Source organism: Corynebacterium auriscanis (genome assembly GCF_030408435.1).
Lineage (GTDB): Bacteria > Actinomycetota > Actinomycetes > Mycobacteriales > Mycobacteriaceae > Corynebacterium > Corynebacterium auriscanis.
On the sequence record NZ_CP047046.1, the window covers coordinates 1,023,305 to 1,038,468 of the forward strand.

Sequence of the window (15,164 nt, forward strand, 5' to 3'; positions counted from 1 at the left end):
GTGTATACGAATAAGTGAAAAATATTAGTATCGCGGAGGTTTCCACACCGCTTGGTCGCATGATTGCTACCACAAGCGCGGATCTACTCACCGGATTGTGGTACCCGGAGCACGTGGCTACACGATTCGAAGGCCCAATTGAACAGGTGGGGCGGGGTGGGGCCGTGGTGGCGTCGTTACAAAAAGAACTACAGCGCTACTTTAACGGCGAGCTGAGACAGTTTACCGTGCCAACAGCAATCACCCATAGCCCAGAGGCGCTGGCTCAGCTACCCGGCACCGAACTGCAAAAGGCCGTGTGGTGGCAGGTAGCGCAGGTGGGATTCGGTGAGCTAACGACGTATGGGCAGATCGCGCGGGAAATTGGGCGGCCGGGGGCATCACGGCCGGTGGGGCAAGCGGTGGGGCGCAACCCGATTTCCATTGTCGTGGGATGTCACCGGGTGGTGGGTGCGGGTGGCAAGATCACTGGTTACGCTGGCGGGTTGGAAAGAAAGCGCAAGCTCTTGCACATTGAAGGGCACTCAGGGTACTGATTCTTGGCGTTGGCTCTCGTACGGAACCGGCCTGCCTGCACCTGATAAAGCTAGAGACAGAACCAGAAATAGAGCTAGAGACTGAACCATAAAAAGAGGAAGGCCAAGCACTGATGACCGATCTGCTCAACCGCGTGCAGCTCAACACCCCCGAGCACAAGCTGGTGAAGGAGGGGATAATCAGCGATTATCTTAACCACATCATGAAGGACAATGCCGATAACTCCGAGGGGCAGACTGCCCAATACATTTCTGCATTGCGCGATGCCGATCCCGAGCCCTTTGCCACCGCACTTTGTACCTTGGATGGCCGAATCTACTCGGCGGCCCTTGGGGGTACTTTTAACGACGCCGGCGTGGCAGCCGATCAAGTTGAATTCACGATCCAGTCCATTTCGAAGCCGTTTGTGTATGCGCTGGCCTTACAGGAGCACGGTATCGACGAGCTGGTGAAGGTGGTCGGTATGGAGCCATCGGGAGAGGCCTTTAACGAGTTAAGCCTAGAAGGCGATACCAACCGGCCGGTCAACCCCATGATTAATGCGGGCGCGATTACCGTCAACCAGCTCATTAATGGATCAGAATCGACGGTGGAGGATCGCGTGGCAAAGATCCACGGCTTTATGAATCAACTGGCCGGGCGGGAACTGACGTTAGATAAAAAGACCGCGGAATCCGAGATGGAATCGTCTGACCGCAACCTAGCGCTGGCACACATGCTGCGCAGCTATAACATCATTCAGGATCAAGCTGAGGATGCCGTCAACAGCTACGTGCAGCAATGTTCGATTCTGGTGACTGTCCGGGACCTCGCCGTCATGGGAGCCACACTGGCCTCCGGTGGGGTGCAACCCCTGACGGGCCGGCGCGTGATGGATCAGTCGGTGGCGCGCCAGGTGCAATCGGTGATGGCTTCGGCTGGAATGTACAACGCTGCGGGGCGCTGGATGGCGAGCGTGGGCATCCCCGCGAAGTCCGGTGTGGCCGGTGGTGTGCTGGGCACACTGCCGGGGCAACTGGGGTTGAGTTCGTTTTCTCCGAAGTTGGACGAACACGGCAACAGCGTGCGTGGAGTGCGCGTGTTCCAGCGATTGAGCAACGACATGGGGTTGCACCTTATGGCGCCGGATCCGCGTGGCCGGGCCAGTGTGCGTAGCCTCACCGAGGACTCGCACACGGATGAGACGATCGTCCGTTTGCAGGGCGATATCGACTTCATTGGCGGGGAGCGCCTGTACCGCACGCTTTCCGAGCATGAACTCAAGCACAAGAAGTTGGTGTTCGATATGACCCGCGTGGACGGTGTGAACCCCGTGGGCTGTCGCATGTTGAATAACGGGATCGAGCAATTACGCGAAGAAGGCTACGAGGTGAGGATTGAGGACCCCGAAGGGTGGCTCAAACTCAAGGACGCCTACTTGGCCGGTGACGGGGTGTAGTGGCGGGGTGTAGCGGCGGGGTTAGCCAGCGATGCTCTCCCGCAGCTCAGCCGCAGTGACCACCTTGCCGAAGCTGGGGAAGTCGTGGGTGAGCGCGTGCTCGTGGCGCGCCGGGTTGGGATCGTGCAGGATGTCCCGGACGGCTAGGACGTTGAAGCCCTCGTCGTAGGCGCTGCGGGCGGAGGATTCCACCCCTGCGCCGGTGGCGCCACCCACGAGGGCAACGGTATCCACACCGAGTGCGCGCAGTTGGTCCGCCAGATCGGACTTGGTGAACGCACTCCACGTGCGCTGCTTGTAGATGTGAATATCGGAGGGCTCAACGGGTAGACGGTCATCGAGTTCAGCGAAGTCCTCGGGCAGCTGCTCGGGTTCGGGAATCGGGTTATCCACCTCGCCGGCGGGCAGGCCCGTGGCGTGGAGCCAGACAACGGGTAACTGGGCTTGGTGGAATGCGTTGGCGAGGGCGCTGATATCAGCGATGAACGGATCCACAACCTCGGCTGGTGACCAAGACAGGATGCCCTTTTGGGCGTCTACGACAATAAGTGCGTGCATGGGATGAAGCCTCCTTAAGAATCTTCTTGTCATGTCACGTAACAGCATACGTCCACATTGGATCGCGTGAATTACTGCAGATTTGCTGACCCTATCAATCGGCGTTTTATACAACCTACCAATGGTGAAACAATGCGGATATGCGTAACCTCAGTTGGGTGTCTACCATTCAGCGGACTTACTTCATGGCAGATCGTGGCCCGCGCCCAGTAACGAGAGGCTGGGCCCACCTGGTTGCGGCGTTCTTGGCGACAATAGCGTCAGCAGTTCTCATGACTGTTGCGTGGATGACACTCGCGTGGCGCGAAGCCATCAGCGTGAGTGTGTATTGCGCGGGGCTCATTTCGCTTTTCGCGGTCTCGGGCTTGTATCACCGCTGGCCGTGGAAGTCCCCCGAAACGGTCAGGTGGTGGCGGCGCGCTGACCACGCAATGATCGCGGTATTCATCGCCGCAACGTACACACCGATGTGTGTGATCCTGCTGGATCCGCCGTATTCCATATGGATGCTAGCCGCGGTCTGGTCCGGTGCATTATTGGGTGTGGTCCTGAATCTGGTGTGGATCAATCACCCGCGCTGGTTAGATGTGGTTGTGTACCTGGTTCTGGGATGGAGCATCGTCCCACTGCTGCCAGCACTGACCCGCTCCGTGGACCATACGGTTATTTGGCTGCTGTTTCTCGGTGGCGTGGCCTACTCCGTTGGCGCGATTGTGTATGGCTTCAAATGGCCTGGCCGGAACGCCAGCATCTACGGATACCACGAGCATTTCCACACACTCACCATTGTGGCCGCAGTGCTGCATTTGGTGGCGGTGTGGATGATTGTGGTTTAGGGGTTCCGTGGATAACGGTGCAACGGGGTGGGTACTGGGATTAAGTCAGTGGTTCATGCTCCCCAGGCGCGGAATGCTTTCAGGACAAGCGCGTTATAGCACGTGTTGGGGTTGAGGGGATACTGGGTGTGGTCGGGGTGGCGTCGGAATAGAAACAAGCCTACGGACGCAGAAGTAAACCAGTACAACGATAAGGGTTGTGCCTGCCATGTCGAACAACGCTGCCTCCCACGGTATGGTGTTCGGATCTTCGACGACCGAGAACACCGGCTGCGCGAAGGCGAGGTAAGTGTTTATCGTGTGAATGGCGATGACGGCCTCGAGCCCACCGGTCTTGTGCACCAGCAGCGCGTACAGAACCGCCGAGTATGCGATGGCGACCGTGCCCCAAGAGTTGCAACCGTGCAAGGAGATCCACAGCAACGCGCCGGGTAGGTAGGCGACCCAGGGGGACTTACACCAGCAGCCAAAAATCTGTGGCAGGAAACCGCGCGCGAAGATTTCCTCCGCGGCCGCTTGGAAGGGCACGAGTACGATCACAGCGGCGAGGAGAATGACGTCCTGGTGTTCCGGGGTGCGGGGTTCTAGGCCTTCGCCGGACGCGTAGGCAATGACCTGGCCCACCACAGCGACAGCGAGGGATGTTCCTGCGGCGACGCCAACGATGCCCCACCTCATTCGCCCCACAATGGAGAGTAGGAATCTGGATGGGTAGCCTGCGATGCGCGCAGCAACGAAGCATACCGGAACCATCGAGGCCAGCGATAGGAGCAGGACGATGTTGGATATGGCGTTATTGGGATCCTCGGAGAGGACGGTCGTGTCCACGTCTGCGCCCGCGAGGGCGGTCGCGAGCGTTGCCGCTATGAAGACGAGGATTTGCGCGACGAAGTTTAGAATCAGTGCGAAGGCGAGCGCCCTGATGGGGTGGCGGCGCGAGTGGGACTGATCCTACGGGCGCGGGTGACCCCACTGGTGTGGCGATTTCGGCTGTAGCTTGGTGTGCTTCTGGTGCTTTATCTAGTGTGCCGTCGTCCGTCTTGATGGACAGTGTGAATCGCGGTGAGGGTGGCGGAGACTATATCAAGAATGCCGTCTACGGCTGTGGAGGTGGCATTGCCGGTAAGATTGCTTGGAAGATAATCCCGAATAGTGTGAAGCAGAAGATTTACACCGCTGTGGTTAAGTTCTACTGGGATCACATCCGTAAGAAGTAGAAGGGAGCGCTATAAATGCATAGCTGGGGAGTTTTTGTACTGTTCGCCCTGAGTTTTTTGGCCTGCGCGGGTTTGGCGGCCATTCGTACGCCTGAGGAGCCAGGTCGATCGCGTATTGGGGCTTTTGTAGCCATGCTAATGGCAATTCCTGCTGTTATTGTTCTGGTGTTGATCGCTAAAGACGGCTCAGAACCTGCTTCAATAGGTGAGTTGTTGGGTGTTGTAGGTTATACGTTCGTCGTGTCTGTTTGGGGAAGTTATCTTCTGGAGAAGCGTAAACGCACGTGATTAGCTTTTTTGGGGGAGGGTCATTCTAGGCGCCCGTTGTAGATTTTTACTCAGTACAGTTTTACTGTTGTCTTTATTGGCTCTTCGTGTTTTAGAGTGCGTTGATCTTTCCCTGTAGGCCTCCGGAGTGGGTAAGAGACCGCAAGATATAGTGGTCCAAGTTTCTCAAGCCAAGGGCGATGCCGCGAAGGTGCTCCAGCCTCCCGTTGATCGCCTCGATCGGACCGTTGGATGCACCGATATCGAACTATGCCACAACATCCCGACGCCGACGCCACAAGGTTCGCCCCAATTGGGCTAGCTCCTCTAGCCCTGCTGGCAGCCCTGCACGGATCGAGTTCATTACTTTCGGCATTAACTTCTTACCCTGACTTTTCTTCGGGTGTGCATATGCAGCAATAATGCCCTGGTAGATCTGCCATGTCACCTGCAAGATCACCATCAGCCAATCGACCTGCCACAACACTTCACGACGCTGCCGTTGCCGGGCAGTAAGAAACGCAATCCTTGTCAGCACAGTCTTGCGATTGTTATACAACGGGTCGGTTTTCTTCCCCCGCTCACCGGTAAGCCCACGCTGCAAGCGCTGCCTGGCACCATGTCCAGCAATCTAGCCGGCCCAGATCGTGTAGCCGTTGGGGTGAGATCAACTACAACGGTGACATCGCAGGACGGGGCACCAGGCCTGCGAGAATGCTTCCACACGTGCTCATCGACCCCGAGTATTCTCACTCCCGCGAGATGGAGTGGGATCCCGGTAAACCATCTCGCGGCAGGCTTGAAGGGCGATGTTGTTGACCAACTCCCAGCCCACAGCCCATGCCGTGGCGGTGGCGGACACGCTGATCCGGTCGATGGTACGGCGTTGGAGAATCCACCGCACAACACGTGTGGTCAGTTTCGCGCCGTCATCGGTGCACATCACGCTGGCCTGAAAAATCTTTCGTGTACAAGCACCGGTTAGCACAGATAAACCGGGGGACACGCACATGCTGTCGGGTGGGGAACCCCACGACGGGTAGATCGACAAGCTCATGTGTGACGTGATCACGGAGTTTGCCGTCATGTCCGCATTCTGGGCAGGCGGAACAAACGGCGACGGGATCGGCGTGGATGATCGTGAAATCCCCTGCGTTGGTTGCACCGGTGATGCTCATGCCTCGAATTCTCCGCAACTGATCAGCGAATTGCCTGTACTGTCTACTGTCGTACGCTCCGTGCGTACGCGGGTGATCCCTGCGTGCCTTCTCGGGGAAAACGAAGAAGAGTGAGCTCTGCGCGTATACGGGTGATCCCACCTCTTGCATCTTTGCCTTACATAGTTACGTGTGTTCGGTGTGTACGCGGATCATCCCGCGTGCACGGTACTTTTCTGACGTAAGCTCCTGGGTGTGTTCCATACTCCACCACAGCAGCAGAGTGATCGGGGCACTTGGTTGAAGCCAAGGCCATGACGAATTTGTAGATTCTCAATCCGCTGTCTACTTCTCAGCTGCCCGCTGTTTGTCCATTTCGAGGTAGGCGTTGTAGGCTTCGTCGATCATCGTCTCCAGCGCTGGCACCTGCTCGCCCTCGGGGTAGTACGGTGTGTCCCTGTCCTGATACTTCATTGTCTCGAACAGTGCCCCCGCGAAGACAGTCCACTTCGTTGGCTTGTCCGGCCACACCTCGTCCACTTGCCGGAACGTCTGGTCGCTCACCTGAATGTCCCACGGATCGGTCTTCCACAGCTCCGGGTCGATCCGGTTGGCGTCCTCCAGCTCTTGTTCCATCTGGCGTTGCACCGCAATCTCCGTCAGCTCCGCCAGATACTCTTGGCGTATCTGGTTCTCCGCGTCGATCTGCGCCCGGTTCAGAATCCTGCCCCAGGTCAACCCGTCCGGTTCCCTGCCGTTGTCCTGTGTCCATTTCTGGCGCAACAGATGGGCTACTTCGTCGAGTCTCCTGTCCAGGGCTTGGTCGATCTGCTGGAAGTACTTCTCGGCCTCCTGCGTCGTTGTTGTCGGGTTGGCTGCCCTCATCGTTTGTAGGACGTCGTTGGGTGTAATCACGGATGTCATCTCCTTCGAAGTTGGAAAGCGAATAACCGGGTGGGGTGTTTATTTCGGTGCGGGGGTATTGTAGGGGTTGTCGAAAAGCTGGTTGAGGTCGACTGTGCTGCTGGGTGCTGACGGCATCTCGGTGGGGTAGGTCGTCGTCGGTGAGGGGTGGTTGATGTCGTCGTTGACGAGGGATTCGGAGGCTCCAGCGAACAGGGATCCGATGGTCATGAGGAAAACCCAAGCAAGAATCCAGCCGATGACCGCAAAGGGGAGGCGGATGAGTTTGCGGATGATGCCAGCATCCGATGTGATGACTCCGATGATGACGAGGATGCCGCCGATGATGAGGATGACGTTCCAGAAGCTCGGGGCGTTGAGGAATGAGTGCTGGTATTCGGCGAGGATTGTGGTGGGTGTGGAAGGGGTCATGATAGTGAACTCTTCGATCGTCGTGGCGGGAGATGTTGTATAGGCGGCGCGGGGTACTGCGTGGGGGTCACTGCATTTGCCGGTGGGCGAAACAGAGAGGGGGAACACGAGGGGATGTGTCGCGCGATACCGAGAACTAGCGGGCAGAGTTGTTCGCCTCAGCGATGCGCCGGCGGAGGAATTCGGCACGGGCACTGGTGCCATAACCGTCAGCCTCCATTGCTTTGAGTACAGCTTCGTCGCCGGTGATCTCACCACGGAGAATCAGGCGGATGTCCTCTTCGTCCTGTGGGGTAATGGTGTAACCGGCCATGGTCATTGATGCGCGGACGGCAGCAGCTTTCTGGTCTTCGGTGCGGTGGTCAATGTTCATGGTGTTCTCCTTGGGGTTGATGTGTGACAGACACTAATTCCGGTGTGCGACACCCACCGGACAATATCAACTCGGGTGTTCGAACACCCTGAACGCCCGCGTCACCGGGGCGAGGCGACAAGAGGGGGCAGTGGTACCGGTGCACACCGCGGTCGACATTGGCCGGCACACCACCGACATATGACGCCAACTCGTGCGCCGGCACCACCTCGCTCCCCGTGGGGTTACCTGCAAATTGTGGGCACTGATTTAAGCTGCTTTTTTTAGTTTGTGGCCGTTGTGGAGCGATTGTGCTTCGAAGGCGCACGGGCTGAGATAGCGCAGTGAGGAGTGTCGCCGTTGACGGTTGTAGAACACCTCGATCCAGCGACCAACTTCACGGCGGGCTGGATCCCGGGTATCCCATGGTCGTCGGTCGTAGAACTCAGTTTTTAGCGTCGACCAGAATGACTTGGCCATGGCGTTGTCAAAGCAGACCCCGGTGCGCCCCATCGACTGGGCGATGCCTAGTTCCTGGCAGACATGATAGAGCTGATCACTAGTAAACTGCGTGCCACGATCGGCATGAAACACCAGTCCATCGGGCACCTGACCACGCAAGGTATGGGCCATACGTAGTGCACGTTCGACCACGTCGGTGGTCTGGGTCGGATCCATCGCCCAGCCGAGTACTCGACGCGAGCGCCCATCGCGAACCACACACAAGTACAACCACCCTTCCCGGGTCCGCACATACGTAATATCCGACATCCATACCCGGTTGAGCTCACCGGTATCAAATAATCGTTTCACCCGGTCAGGGATACTATGAGTCGATGCGCCTGGGATAGTGGTCACCGGCACCCATGACCGCGGGGAAATACTAACCGCTTCTGCTTTTGTGCCTTCTTATCAGTACCCATCACTGTCGCGATGTGCCTTTTCTTCCATTCGTAGTAGCCCGACGGTGAAACCTGCAACAACCTGGCCATGCGTCGCACACTGGGGATACGGTCGGTGTTGTTCGTGGTGTGTGCCTTCTTCGCCACCATCATGTCGATGTATTCGAAGCGTTCTACTTTCGTGGTTTCGACGCGAGGAAGGCTGCCGCTTGTGACAAAAACTCGTTGTCTATCTTCAACTCAGCAACCTCTTGACGAAGCCGCTCAAGCTCGGCGCGTTCGTCGACATCTAGATCCCTGGATGTAGGCTCGCTGCGTTGTCGCTGCGCCTTGACTCACTTGCCTCATAGACCAGCGCCCACACTAAGCTCGCGGGCTACTTCTGCAATTGTCCTATCCGTATCGATCACCAACCGCGCGGCCTGATGCCGGTACTCCGCGGTGTACCTCTTCCTCGTAGCCATGATGATGAACATCCTTCCTTAAACGGGTGAAATCCCGCTAACTCGGGTGTCCACTATTCGAGAGTAACCTCACCGTCCGAGTGGGTGATTGTGGGGCGGCGGTGTAGATCTAAGGCTGATATTGGGAGGGCCTGAGGTGAGGGGGTGGAGATGAGTGAGCAGCGATGAGTGAGCGGAGGGTGGCGGCGCTGTTCGCGAGCGAGACCTGATTGTGTACTGAATAGATTTCAATCCGCCGGGGGACGCGATAGATTGGGCTTTGTGTGGGATGCCAAGATGGGCACCGCGTTGCATCATCAAGTGTGTTGACCGTATTTCGTTGGAGAACTTCCCAAAGATCGGAAAAGGAATTCGGCAAAATGAATGAAGGCCAAGCTGGGCACACTGTGGTGCTCACCGCGTATGGACCTTTCGTGCGCGAGCACAATTCCTCGATGGAGGTTGGCCGGCGCGCGGCTACCTTGCTGGAACAGGTCGGCGTGCGGGTCATCTATCGAGAAATCGAAACCAGTTGGACGACGTTCGCGCAGAACTTAGAGGCACTGGTCGATGACTACCACCCGGATGCGATCATCAGTTTGGGCGAGCGCCCCGATGTGACCGAACCGGTCGTGGAATTGGTTGCCAAGAATGAACGGCACAACGACGACATCCACGGCACGCCCGGTGAAGGACCCGTCGTCGACGGAGGGCCGGCGACGAGGAATGCCCCGGAGGAGATGATCCGCGTGCAGCGGTCCGTTCGCGAACACGGTGCACGAATTGGCCTGAGCCATGATGCGGGAGAGTATTTGTGCAACGCCGCGTTGTACACCAACCTCGGATTCTACGAAGCCGGAAAGGTGCGCCACGCTGGATTCATTCACGTGCCCTCGCACGATGAAAACGATCCGCACACTGCTATGGACGCGCAAGCCATCGCGGACTACATTCACCAGTTACTGACGGATGTCTAACACTGACCGAATCCCGTCAAAAACATCGTTGTGATGTGCCTACCGCTGTCCCAGGAGGGAGTTGTCTGACGTTTGTACGTTGTGGCGAGAGGGGTTCGCCGGCACCGCTAAGAGCTAAAGCTCTTGACGATCCTGTTGGTTTCCATTGCCACGCGGGTTACCCGACCGATGAGATCGACGATGTAGCGCGGGTTGTTTACTTCGTCGGCCCAATCGTTCGGGTCGTTGACGATGCCGGAGGCCTTGTCCTTCTTCACCTGGTAACGGTCAATGATCCACGCCAGCGCGCTGCGAGAGCCGAGCATGTACTCATCGGCCTCCGCGGGGATGCCAGCGATAGTTACCTTCGGGCTGTAGATCAGCTTGGTGACGTCGTTAACGCTCTTACCGGTTTCGGGATCCTTGCGTTTTGCCCAGCGTATCTTGGTCACGCGCCAGGTTTCCCGATCGGATTCGTCGCCCTTGACCTGTACGTCCAACGGCCACGGTTCCACGTCTTCGTAGTTGACGTGCAGAGCCATTAATTCGGCACCGGCGGTGGCGAACTTATCGAATTCTGCCCGTGACGATGGCGTGTCAATGTGGGGAAGCATCTTCTTCAGATCCGCCGCGTACGTTGTACGGTACTCCGGATCGTGCAGCTTGCCGTACACGAAATGGAAGATGTCGTCGCCCGTGATATCCGCACCGAGCGCATGCCGGTAGATTTTCTTGATCTCGTCGGTGATGTTATCCACGCGCACATATCCGTCGACAACCTCAGCAATCTTGCCGTACTGGCTCGTTTCGTAGCTCTGCTGAGCAACGTCTCCCTGACCGAACAACCCGCCATCCGCATCGACGGGAGCCCAGGTGAAGCGGGGGAAGAATTGGACTGGGTCAATGAATACACTCAGATTCGGCAGAAGATCGGTACCAATCAGTGAGAAAGGCGTTCGCGTTGATGTTGAACAGACGCCATAGCCGACATTCGGATGGGCCGGGGTCGGGAACATTCTCGGCAGCTGGTACCGACGATGGTTAAACTGCTCGTCAAAGAACACATTCTGTCGGCAGAATGGTCGGTAAAGGCTCACTGAAACAAAACCCTCGTTTTTCAATGGCTGCCGTTGGTTCAACAGATTTTGTAGGCTCGAGGACCATTTACTTTTCTTTGGGTCTACAGAATGTGGATTAGCTTTCAAAAACTCCATAGCATTTTGTTCTGGCGCAATTTCGCGCAATACTTTTTCATAGCTGGTCTTGAGTGTCCCAATTTGGGATCGTAGACCAGCTTTTGAGTATGAATAGACCCAAGCATCTCGATTGGTTTGCAGTCCGGCCGAAAAAGTCGTGAAGAATTTAGTCGAATTTCCTTTCTTCTCGCCGATTACCGGCCAGGTAGCGAAATCTTCGGAGCGTTGATTGACCCAGTCACCATGCTCATTCGGGACGATGGTCTGCCAGTCGATGGAATCGACAGTGGAGGTGTCCACAATGCGCACTTTCTCCTCGGCAGAAAGATAATCACCTATGTCTCTGTAGTGCAGTTGGAAACCAGATTTCGTGGGATCTTTGATACCGATGGTGATCGCGATAGTCGTACGCCCGCCGTCTTCGAAAACATTGCCCGCCTCCTTCCTGCGCTGTTCTCCCGCGGTGCGTGCATTACCCCGCAGGTTGAACACGTACAGATCCGTGAAGTCCTCGGCCATGGAAAGCCGCACGCCGTCGCCGGTGTTGCCATCGATCCACCCACCGTTGGATACGAAGGCGACCACACCTTGGTCTCCAATGCGGTCGGTGGCCCAGCGGAAGGCGCGCAAGTAGGAGTCGTAGAGCGAATTTTTGTTGGTCGCGGTGGACCTGGCTGCGTAGGTTTCCGCGATCTTTTTATCGAGCGTTGGATACTTGAGGTTCGCGTTCAAATCGTTGGCAGACTTCTGGCCAGCGGAGTAAGGAGGATTGCCGATCACTACATTGATTGGGGCTTTCCTCTGCCGTTCAATGGTCTCATTGTTCTCGCGGAAGATTTGCAGGTCAGCGATGTCGCCTTCTTCGTGAATCTGGAAGGTGTCGGCCAAAGCGATGTTGCTGAATGGGACATACTCCGGCTCCAGTTCGCCGTTGCGCTTCGCTTCTTCAGCCCGCAGCGCGTTATAAGTGGTCTCGATATTCACCGCAGAAACGTAGTAAGCCAGCAACATGATCTCCGTAGCGAAAATTTCATTCGCGTACTTGCGGGCCAAGTCTTCCGGCTTAATTAGACCTGATTGCAGCAAACGGACGGTGAACGTGGAAGTGCCAGCGAAAGGGTCAAGGATACACACGCCTTCATCGGTCAGCCCCTTGCCGAAGTGCTTCCGCGAAACATCATCGGCAGCGCGAAGGATGAAGTCCACGATCTCCACCGGGGTGTACACAATCCCAAGGGCTTCGGCCTGCTTCCTGAACGCCTTCTGGAAGAAGCGCTCGTAAAGCTCCTTAATCACTTGCTGCTTGCCAGAAGCGCTATTCACCTCCGAGGCCCGCACACGCACCGAATCGTAGAATTTTTCCAGCGATTCGGTTTCAGTATCCAGATCTTCCTTCTCCAGCACCATCGTCATGCGCTGCATCACTTGCGCAACTGGGTTGTGCTCGGTGAAGTTGTGCCCCTCAAAGAGCGCATCAAATACCGGGGCGGTGATCAGGTGCTGGGACAACATACTGATGGCTTCGGCATCCGTGATTGAATCATTGAGGTTGCCGCGAAGCCCTTCCACAAAGCGGTCGAATTCCTTACGCAGAGTGGGGTTCGCACCATCGACCAGCGCAGAGATTCGCGTAATCTGCGCCTGGGCAATCTTGGCAACATCATCGGCCCAGTCCTCCCAGTACGTGCGGGTTCCCACCTTATCGACCAGCTTCACATGCATGGCCTCTTGCCATTTCTCCAGGGAGAACAAGGCGAACTGTTGCGCGAGGTCACGCTGTTCGGCCTCGGTAGCATCGGGATCCACGGGGCGTGAATCATCGCCGTTGAGCAAGTCCTTAGGTTTTGGAACCGGATTCACTACCAGGGGAAGCTCGCTTGCATCCCCTTCATTCATCGCGATGGAATTGACCTTCGCGTTGAAACGATCGTCATGCGCACGCAGCGCGTTGAGGATCTGCCACACCACCTTGAACCGAGCATTGTCGTTCAGCGCCTGCGAGGGGCTCACATTGGGCGGAACCGCAACGGGCAAAATGATGTAACCGTAGTCCTTGCCATCGGCCTTGCGCATTACACGCCCCACGGATTGCACCACATCCACCATGGAATTACGTGGGTTGAAGAAAATGACCGAATCCAGCCCAGGCACGTCCACACCCTCGGACAGGCAGCGAGCATTAGTTAGTACTCGCGTTTCGCCACCTTCAATGTCGGCTTCCAGCCACGAAATCCGAGACGACCGCTGCATCGCGTTCATCGTCCCGTCTACGTGTTGAGCAGCAACATCCACGTTCACGTTATGCAAATCCACGTGATTCACAGCAGAGCTTTGCATCAACACGTTCTGGTAGGAGCGAATCAGAACCGGGAAAGATTCCGCAATCTGCTTCGAGGCCCGAATGTCCTTCGCGAAAGCAACCGTCCGCAGCATCGGCTTGGCGCCCTTTTCAAACCCAGCCTTCGTTCCCTGCAAACCACCGGACCGTTTCGCCAGCGCAGTCCAAGCGCCGATCATCGCCGAAGCCGTCGTTAGATTGACTGTCTGGCCATCGGCCTGGGCCATTACTTCGGCGGCGACGCCCTCGTCCACCGTCATCACGAGCACCTTGTAGTCCGTCAGCAATCCCTTGTCGACGGCCTCCCCAAAGCCCAACCGGTGAAATTCAGGACCGAAAACTGCTTCGTCGTCCATTGAAGCAAGCTCGGCGGAGTGTTCCTTGGCTTTGCCCTTCACTGACTCATCGAAAAGCCGCGGAGTCGCGGTCATGTACAGGCGCTTGTGGGCCTGGATGTATTCGGCATCGTGGATGCGTACGAAAGCGGAGGCATCCTCACCGGCAAGAGTCACACCTGTCGTGCGGTGGGCCTCATCGCAGATCACCAAATCGAAAGGCTCCAGCCCCTTCTGCTGGGCATCATGGACCGCACCCAACGATTGGTACGTGGAGAACACAACGTGGAGCCCCTTAGCGCGCTTACCAATGGAGAATGCTTCAGTGATCATGTCGCCATTGGTTGAAACGGGCACTTCCAGGTCGTATGGTGCAATGTCCTCAGCTGCTTTGCCGGCTTTAGTATCTGAACACACAGCGAAACTACGTAGTTCGACCGTCGCTTGCGCAGTCCACTCCCGCAAGGTCTGAGACAGCAACGCGATGGAAGGGACAAGGAACAGAACTCGAGCGCGGTCACCGCGAACCGCGGCGAACTGCTCCGCCAAGCGCAATGCGGTGAAGGTTTTACCTGTACCACACGCCATGATCAGCTTGCCGCGGTCGCGGCTTTCGAAACCCTTGAGGACTTTTTCGATAGCTTCGGTTTGGTGCTTACGGGGTTCGAAGGCTTTCTTCTTCGACAGATTGATTTGAATCTCGGAACCAGGGAATGCAACATCCCAATTCACGGGTGCATTGGCAATGTCTGCCATGCCAATGCGGCTGGTTTCGATCATTTGGTTAGCCAGGGCATCTTCCGCGTTCGCTGACCATCGATCGGTCGTGGAGATGATGTAGCGATGTGCGAAGTGTTCACGGCCGTTCTCGGTCTCGAAGGACTTGCCGGAAGCCTCGAAAAACGAGTCGATGTGCTGTTTTTGAATACTCGTGGTGGGTTTGTAGAACTTCGCCTGAATCGCGACCCAGCGGTGATCATCCGCCCGTCGTGCTACCAGATCAATGCCCGTATCTGCTTTGCCCCCGTTGTACCGCCAGTCCTTCCACCGGCACACCTCGTCGAACTGCTCGGCCAAAGTGGGGACCGTTCTAAAGAAGTTGACCATCAGTTTCTCGAAAGCGATTCCGTACTTCGCTTGCGGTTGATTATCGCGGAGTTGAGTGAGAACTTCAGTGAACGTTGCCATGAGGGAAATTATGCCTGCACACATTCCCTCACAGCCGACCGACTGCAATAAAACACGAAACTGGGGGGACCGTGGGTGCGGTCGCCACCCAAGAGGGGCTAGACGTTCG

The 15,164-nt window shown here is 56.8% G+C and carries 14 protein-coding genes and 2 pseudogenes; 7 read left to right on the plus strand and 9 right to left on the minus strand.

Features of this window, described 5'->3' with window-relative positions; genetic code table 11:
- Positions 1-14 precede the first annotated feature (14 nt).
- Complete coding sequence (locus tag CAURIC_RS04275) at positions 15-536, plus strand: methylated-DNA--[protein]-cysteine S-methyltransferase (RefSeq protein WP_035113368.1); 522 nt, start codon at positions 15-17, stop codon at positions 534-536.
- A gap of 113 nt (positions 537-649) precedes the next feature.
- The gene (locus CAURIC_RS04280) at positions 650-1,975 is read left to right on the plus strand and encodes a glutaminase (RefSeq protein WP_084588095.1); all 1,326 of its coding nucleotides are present in this window, start codon (positions 650-652) and stop codon (positions 1,973-1,975) included.
- A 21-nt stretch (positions 1,976-1,996) separates the two neighbouring features.
- Here CAURIC_RS04280 and CAURIC_RS04285 read toward each other — a convergent pair whose 3' ends face one another.
- Positions 1,997-2,533 carry a cysteine hydrolase family protein gene (locus CAURIC_RS04285; RefSeq protein ID WP_052094858.1) on the minus strand — a complete coding sequence of 179 codons (537 nt, stop codon included), beginning with the start codon at positions 2,531-2,533 and terminating at the stop codon, positions 1,997-1,999.
- 140 nt (positions 2,534-2,673) lie between these two features.
- On the opposite strand from CAURIC_RS04285, the gene trhA reads away from it, so the two are divergent.
- A complete protein-coding gene (gene trhA, locus CAURIC_RS04290) occupies positions 2,674-3,369 on the plus strand; it encodes a PAQR family membrane homeostasis protein TrhA (RefSeq protein ID WP_035113367.1) in 696 nt (231 codons plus the stop codon).
- A gap of 93 nt (positions 3,370-3,462) precedes the next feature.
- On the opposite strand, the gene CAURIC_RS04295 is transcribed toward trhA, so the two are convergent.
- Positions 3,463-4,197, minus strand: a complete 735-nt coding sequence (locus CAURIC_RS04295) for a CPBP family intramembrane glutamic endopeptidase (RefSeq protein WP_156963384.1) — start codon at positions 4,195-4,197, stop codon at positions 3,463-3,465.
- Positions 4,198-4,394: 197 nt separating this feature from the next.
- Between CAURIC_RS04295 and CAURIC_RS04300 the strand changes: the two genes are divergently transcribed.
- Positions 4,395-4,586, plus strand: coding sequence for a hypothetical protein (locus CAURIC_RS04300; RefSeq protein WP_290183376.1), 192 nt, complete (start codon positions 4,395-4,397; stop codon positions 4,584-4,586).
- A gap of 15 nt (positions 4,587-4,601) precedes the next feature.
- Positions 4,602-4,874, plus strand: coding sequence for a hypothetical protein (locus tag CAURIC_RS04305; RefSeq protein ID WP_052094856.1), 273 nt, complete (start codon positions 4,602-4,604; stop codon positions 4,872-4,874).
- A gap of 91 nt (positions 4,875-4,965) precedes the next feature.
- On the opposite strand, the pseudogene CAURIC_RS04310 reads toward CAURIC_RS04305, so the two are convergent.
- Positions 4,966-6,031, minus strand: a pseudogene (locus CAURIC_RS04310) (transposase).
- On the opposite strand from CAURIC_RS04310, the gene CAURIC_RS11090 reads away from it, so the two are divergent.
- Positions 5,939-6,145 carry a hypothetical protein gene (locus CAURIC_RS11090; RefSeq protein ID WP_172644032.1) on the plus strand — a complete coding sequence of 69 codons (207 nt, stop codon included), beginning with the start codon at positions 5,939-5,941 and terminating at the stop codon, positions 6,143-6,145. The pseudogene CAURIC_RS04310 and the gene CAURIC_RS11090 overlap by 93 nt on opposite strands.
- A gap of 210 nt (positions 6,146-6,355) precedes the next feature.
- Here the strand turns inward: CAURIC_RS11090 and CAURIC_RS04315 are convergent, their stop codons facing one another.
- The 5 genes and pseudogenes from CAURIC_RS04315 to CAURIC_RS11095 all read right to left on the minus strand — a co-directional run bounded on the left by CAURIC_RS04315 (position 6,356) and on the right by CAURIC_RS11095 (position 9,063).
- The gene (locus CAURIC_RS04315; RefSeq protein WP_035113364.1) at positions 6,356-6,925 is read right to left on the minus strand and encodes a hypothetical protein; all 570 of its coding nucleotides are present in this window, start codon (positions 6,923-6,925) and stop codon (positions 6,356-6,358) included.
- A gap of 48 nt (positions 6,926-6,973) precedes the next feature.
- Entirely contained in the window at positions 6,974-7,345 is a 372-nt protein-coding gene (locus tag CAURIC_RS04320; RefSeq protein ID WP_035113363.1) for a hypothetical protein, read from the minus strand.
- Between the two features lie 136 nt (positions 7,346-7,481).
- A complete protein-coding gene (locus CAURIC_RS04325; protein WP_035113362.1) occupies positions 7,482-7,718 on the minus strand; it encodes an antitoxin VbhA family protein in 237 nt (78 codons plus the stop codon).
- A 294-nt stretch (positions 7,719-8,012) separates the two neighbouring features.
- Positions 8,013-8,809, minus strand: a pseudogene (locus CAURIC_RS11030) (IS3 family transposase); the annotation flags it as partial.
- Positions 8,810-8,943: 134 nt separating this feature from the next.
- Positions 8,944-9,063 (minus strand): transposase, encoded by a 120-nt coding sequence (locus tag CAURIC_RS11095; RefSeq protein WP_282938103.1) that lies wholly within the window; start codon positions 9,061-9,063, stop codon positions 8,944-8,946.
- Between the two features lie 359 nt (positions 9,064-9,422).
- On the opposite strand from CAURIC_RS11095, the gene CAURIC_RS04340 reads away from it, so the two are divergent.
- Positions 9,423-10,019 carry a pyroglutamyl-peptidase I family protein gene (locus CAURIC_RS04340; RefSeq protein ID WP_052094852.1) on the plus strand — a complete coding sequence of 199 codons (597 nt, stop codon included), beginning with the start codon at positions 9,423-9,425 and terminating at the stop codon, positions 10,017-10,019.
- A 107-nt stretch (positions 10,020-10,126) separates the two neighbouring features.
- Here the strand turns inward: CAURIC_RS04340 and CAURIC_RS04345 are convergent, their stop codons facing one another.
- Positions 10,127-15,055, minus strand: coding sequence for a DEAD/DEAH box helicase (locus CAURIC_RS04345; RefSeq protein WP_290183377.1), 4,929 nt, complete (start codon positions 15,053-15,055; stop codon positions 10,127-10,129).
- Between the last annotated feature and the right edge of the window lie 109 nt (positions 15,056-15,164).

Bases quoted from the DNA above. Each gene is read 5' to 3' on its own strand.
- CAURIC_RS04345 (WP_290183377.1), bottom strand. From the start codon at position 15,055: ATGGCAACGTTCACTGAAGTTCTCACTCAACTCCGCGATAATCAACCG.
- CAURIC_RS04280 (WP_084588095.1), top strand. From the start codon at position 650: ATGACCGATCTGCTCAACCGCGTGCAGCTCAACACCCCCGAGCACAAG.
- CAURIC_RS04305 (WP_052094856.1), top strand. From the start codon at position 4,602: ATGCATAGCTGGGGAGTTTTTGTACTGTTCGCCCTGAGTTTTTTGGCC.
- CAURIC_RS04340 (WP_052094852.1), top strand. From the start codon at position 9,423: ATGAATGAAGGCCAAGCTGGGCACACTGTGGTGCTCACCGCGTATGGA.
- CAURIC_RS04320 (WP_035113363.1), bottom strand. From the start codon at position 7,345: ATGACCCCTTCCACACCCACCACAATCCTCGCCGAATACCAGCACTCA.
- CAURIC_RS04285 (WP_052094858.1), bottom strand. From the start codon at position 2,533: ATGCACGCACTTATTGTCGTAGACGCCCAAAAGGGCATCCTGTCTTGG.
- CAURIC_RS04325 (WP_035113362.1), bottom strand. From the start codon at position 7,718: ATGAACATTGACCACCGCACCGAAGACCAGAAAGCTGCTGCCGTCCGC.
- CAURIC_RS11095 (WP_282938103.1), bottom strand. From the start codon at position 9,063: ATGGCTACGAGGAAGAGGTACACCGCGGAGTACCGGCATCAGGCCGCG.
- trhA (WP_035113367.1), top strand. From the start codon at position 2,674: ATGCGTAACCTCAGTTGGGTGTCTACCATTCAGCGGACTTACTTCATG.
- CAURIC_RS11090 (WP_172644032.1), top strand. From the start codon at position 5,939: ATGTCCGCATTCTGGGCAGGCGGAACAAACGGCGACGGGATCGGCGTG.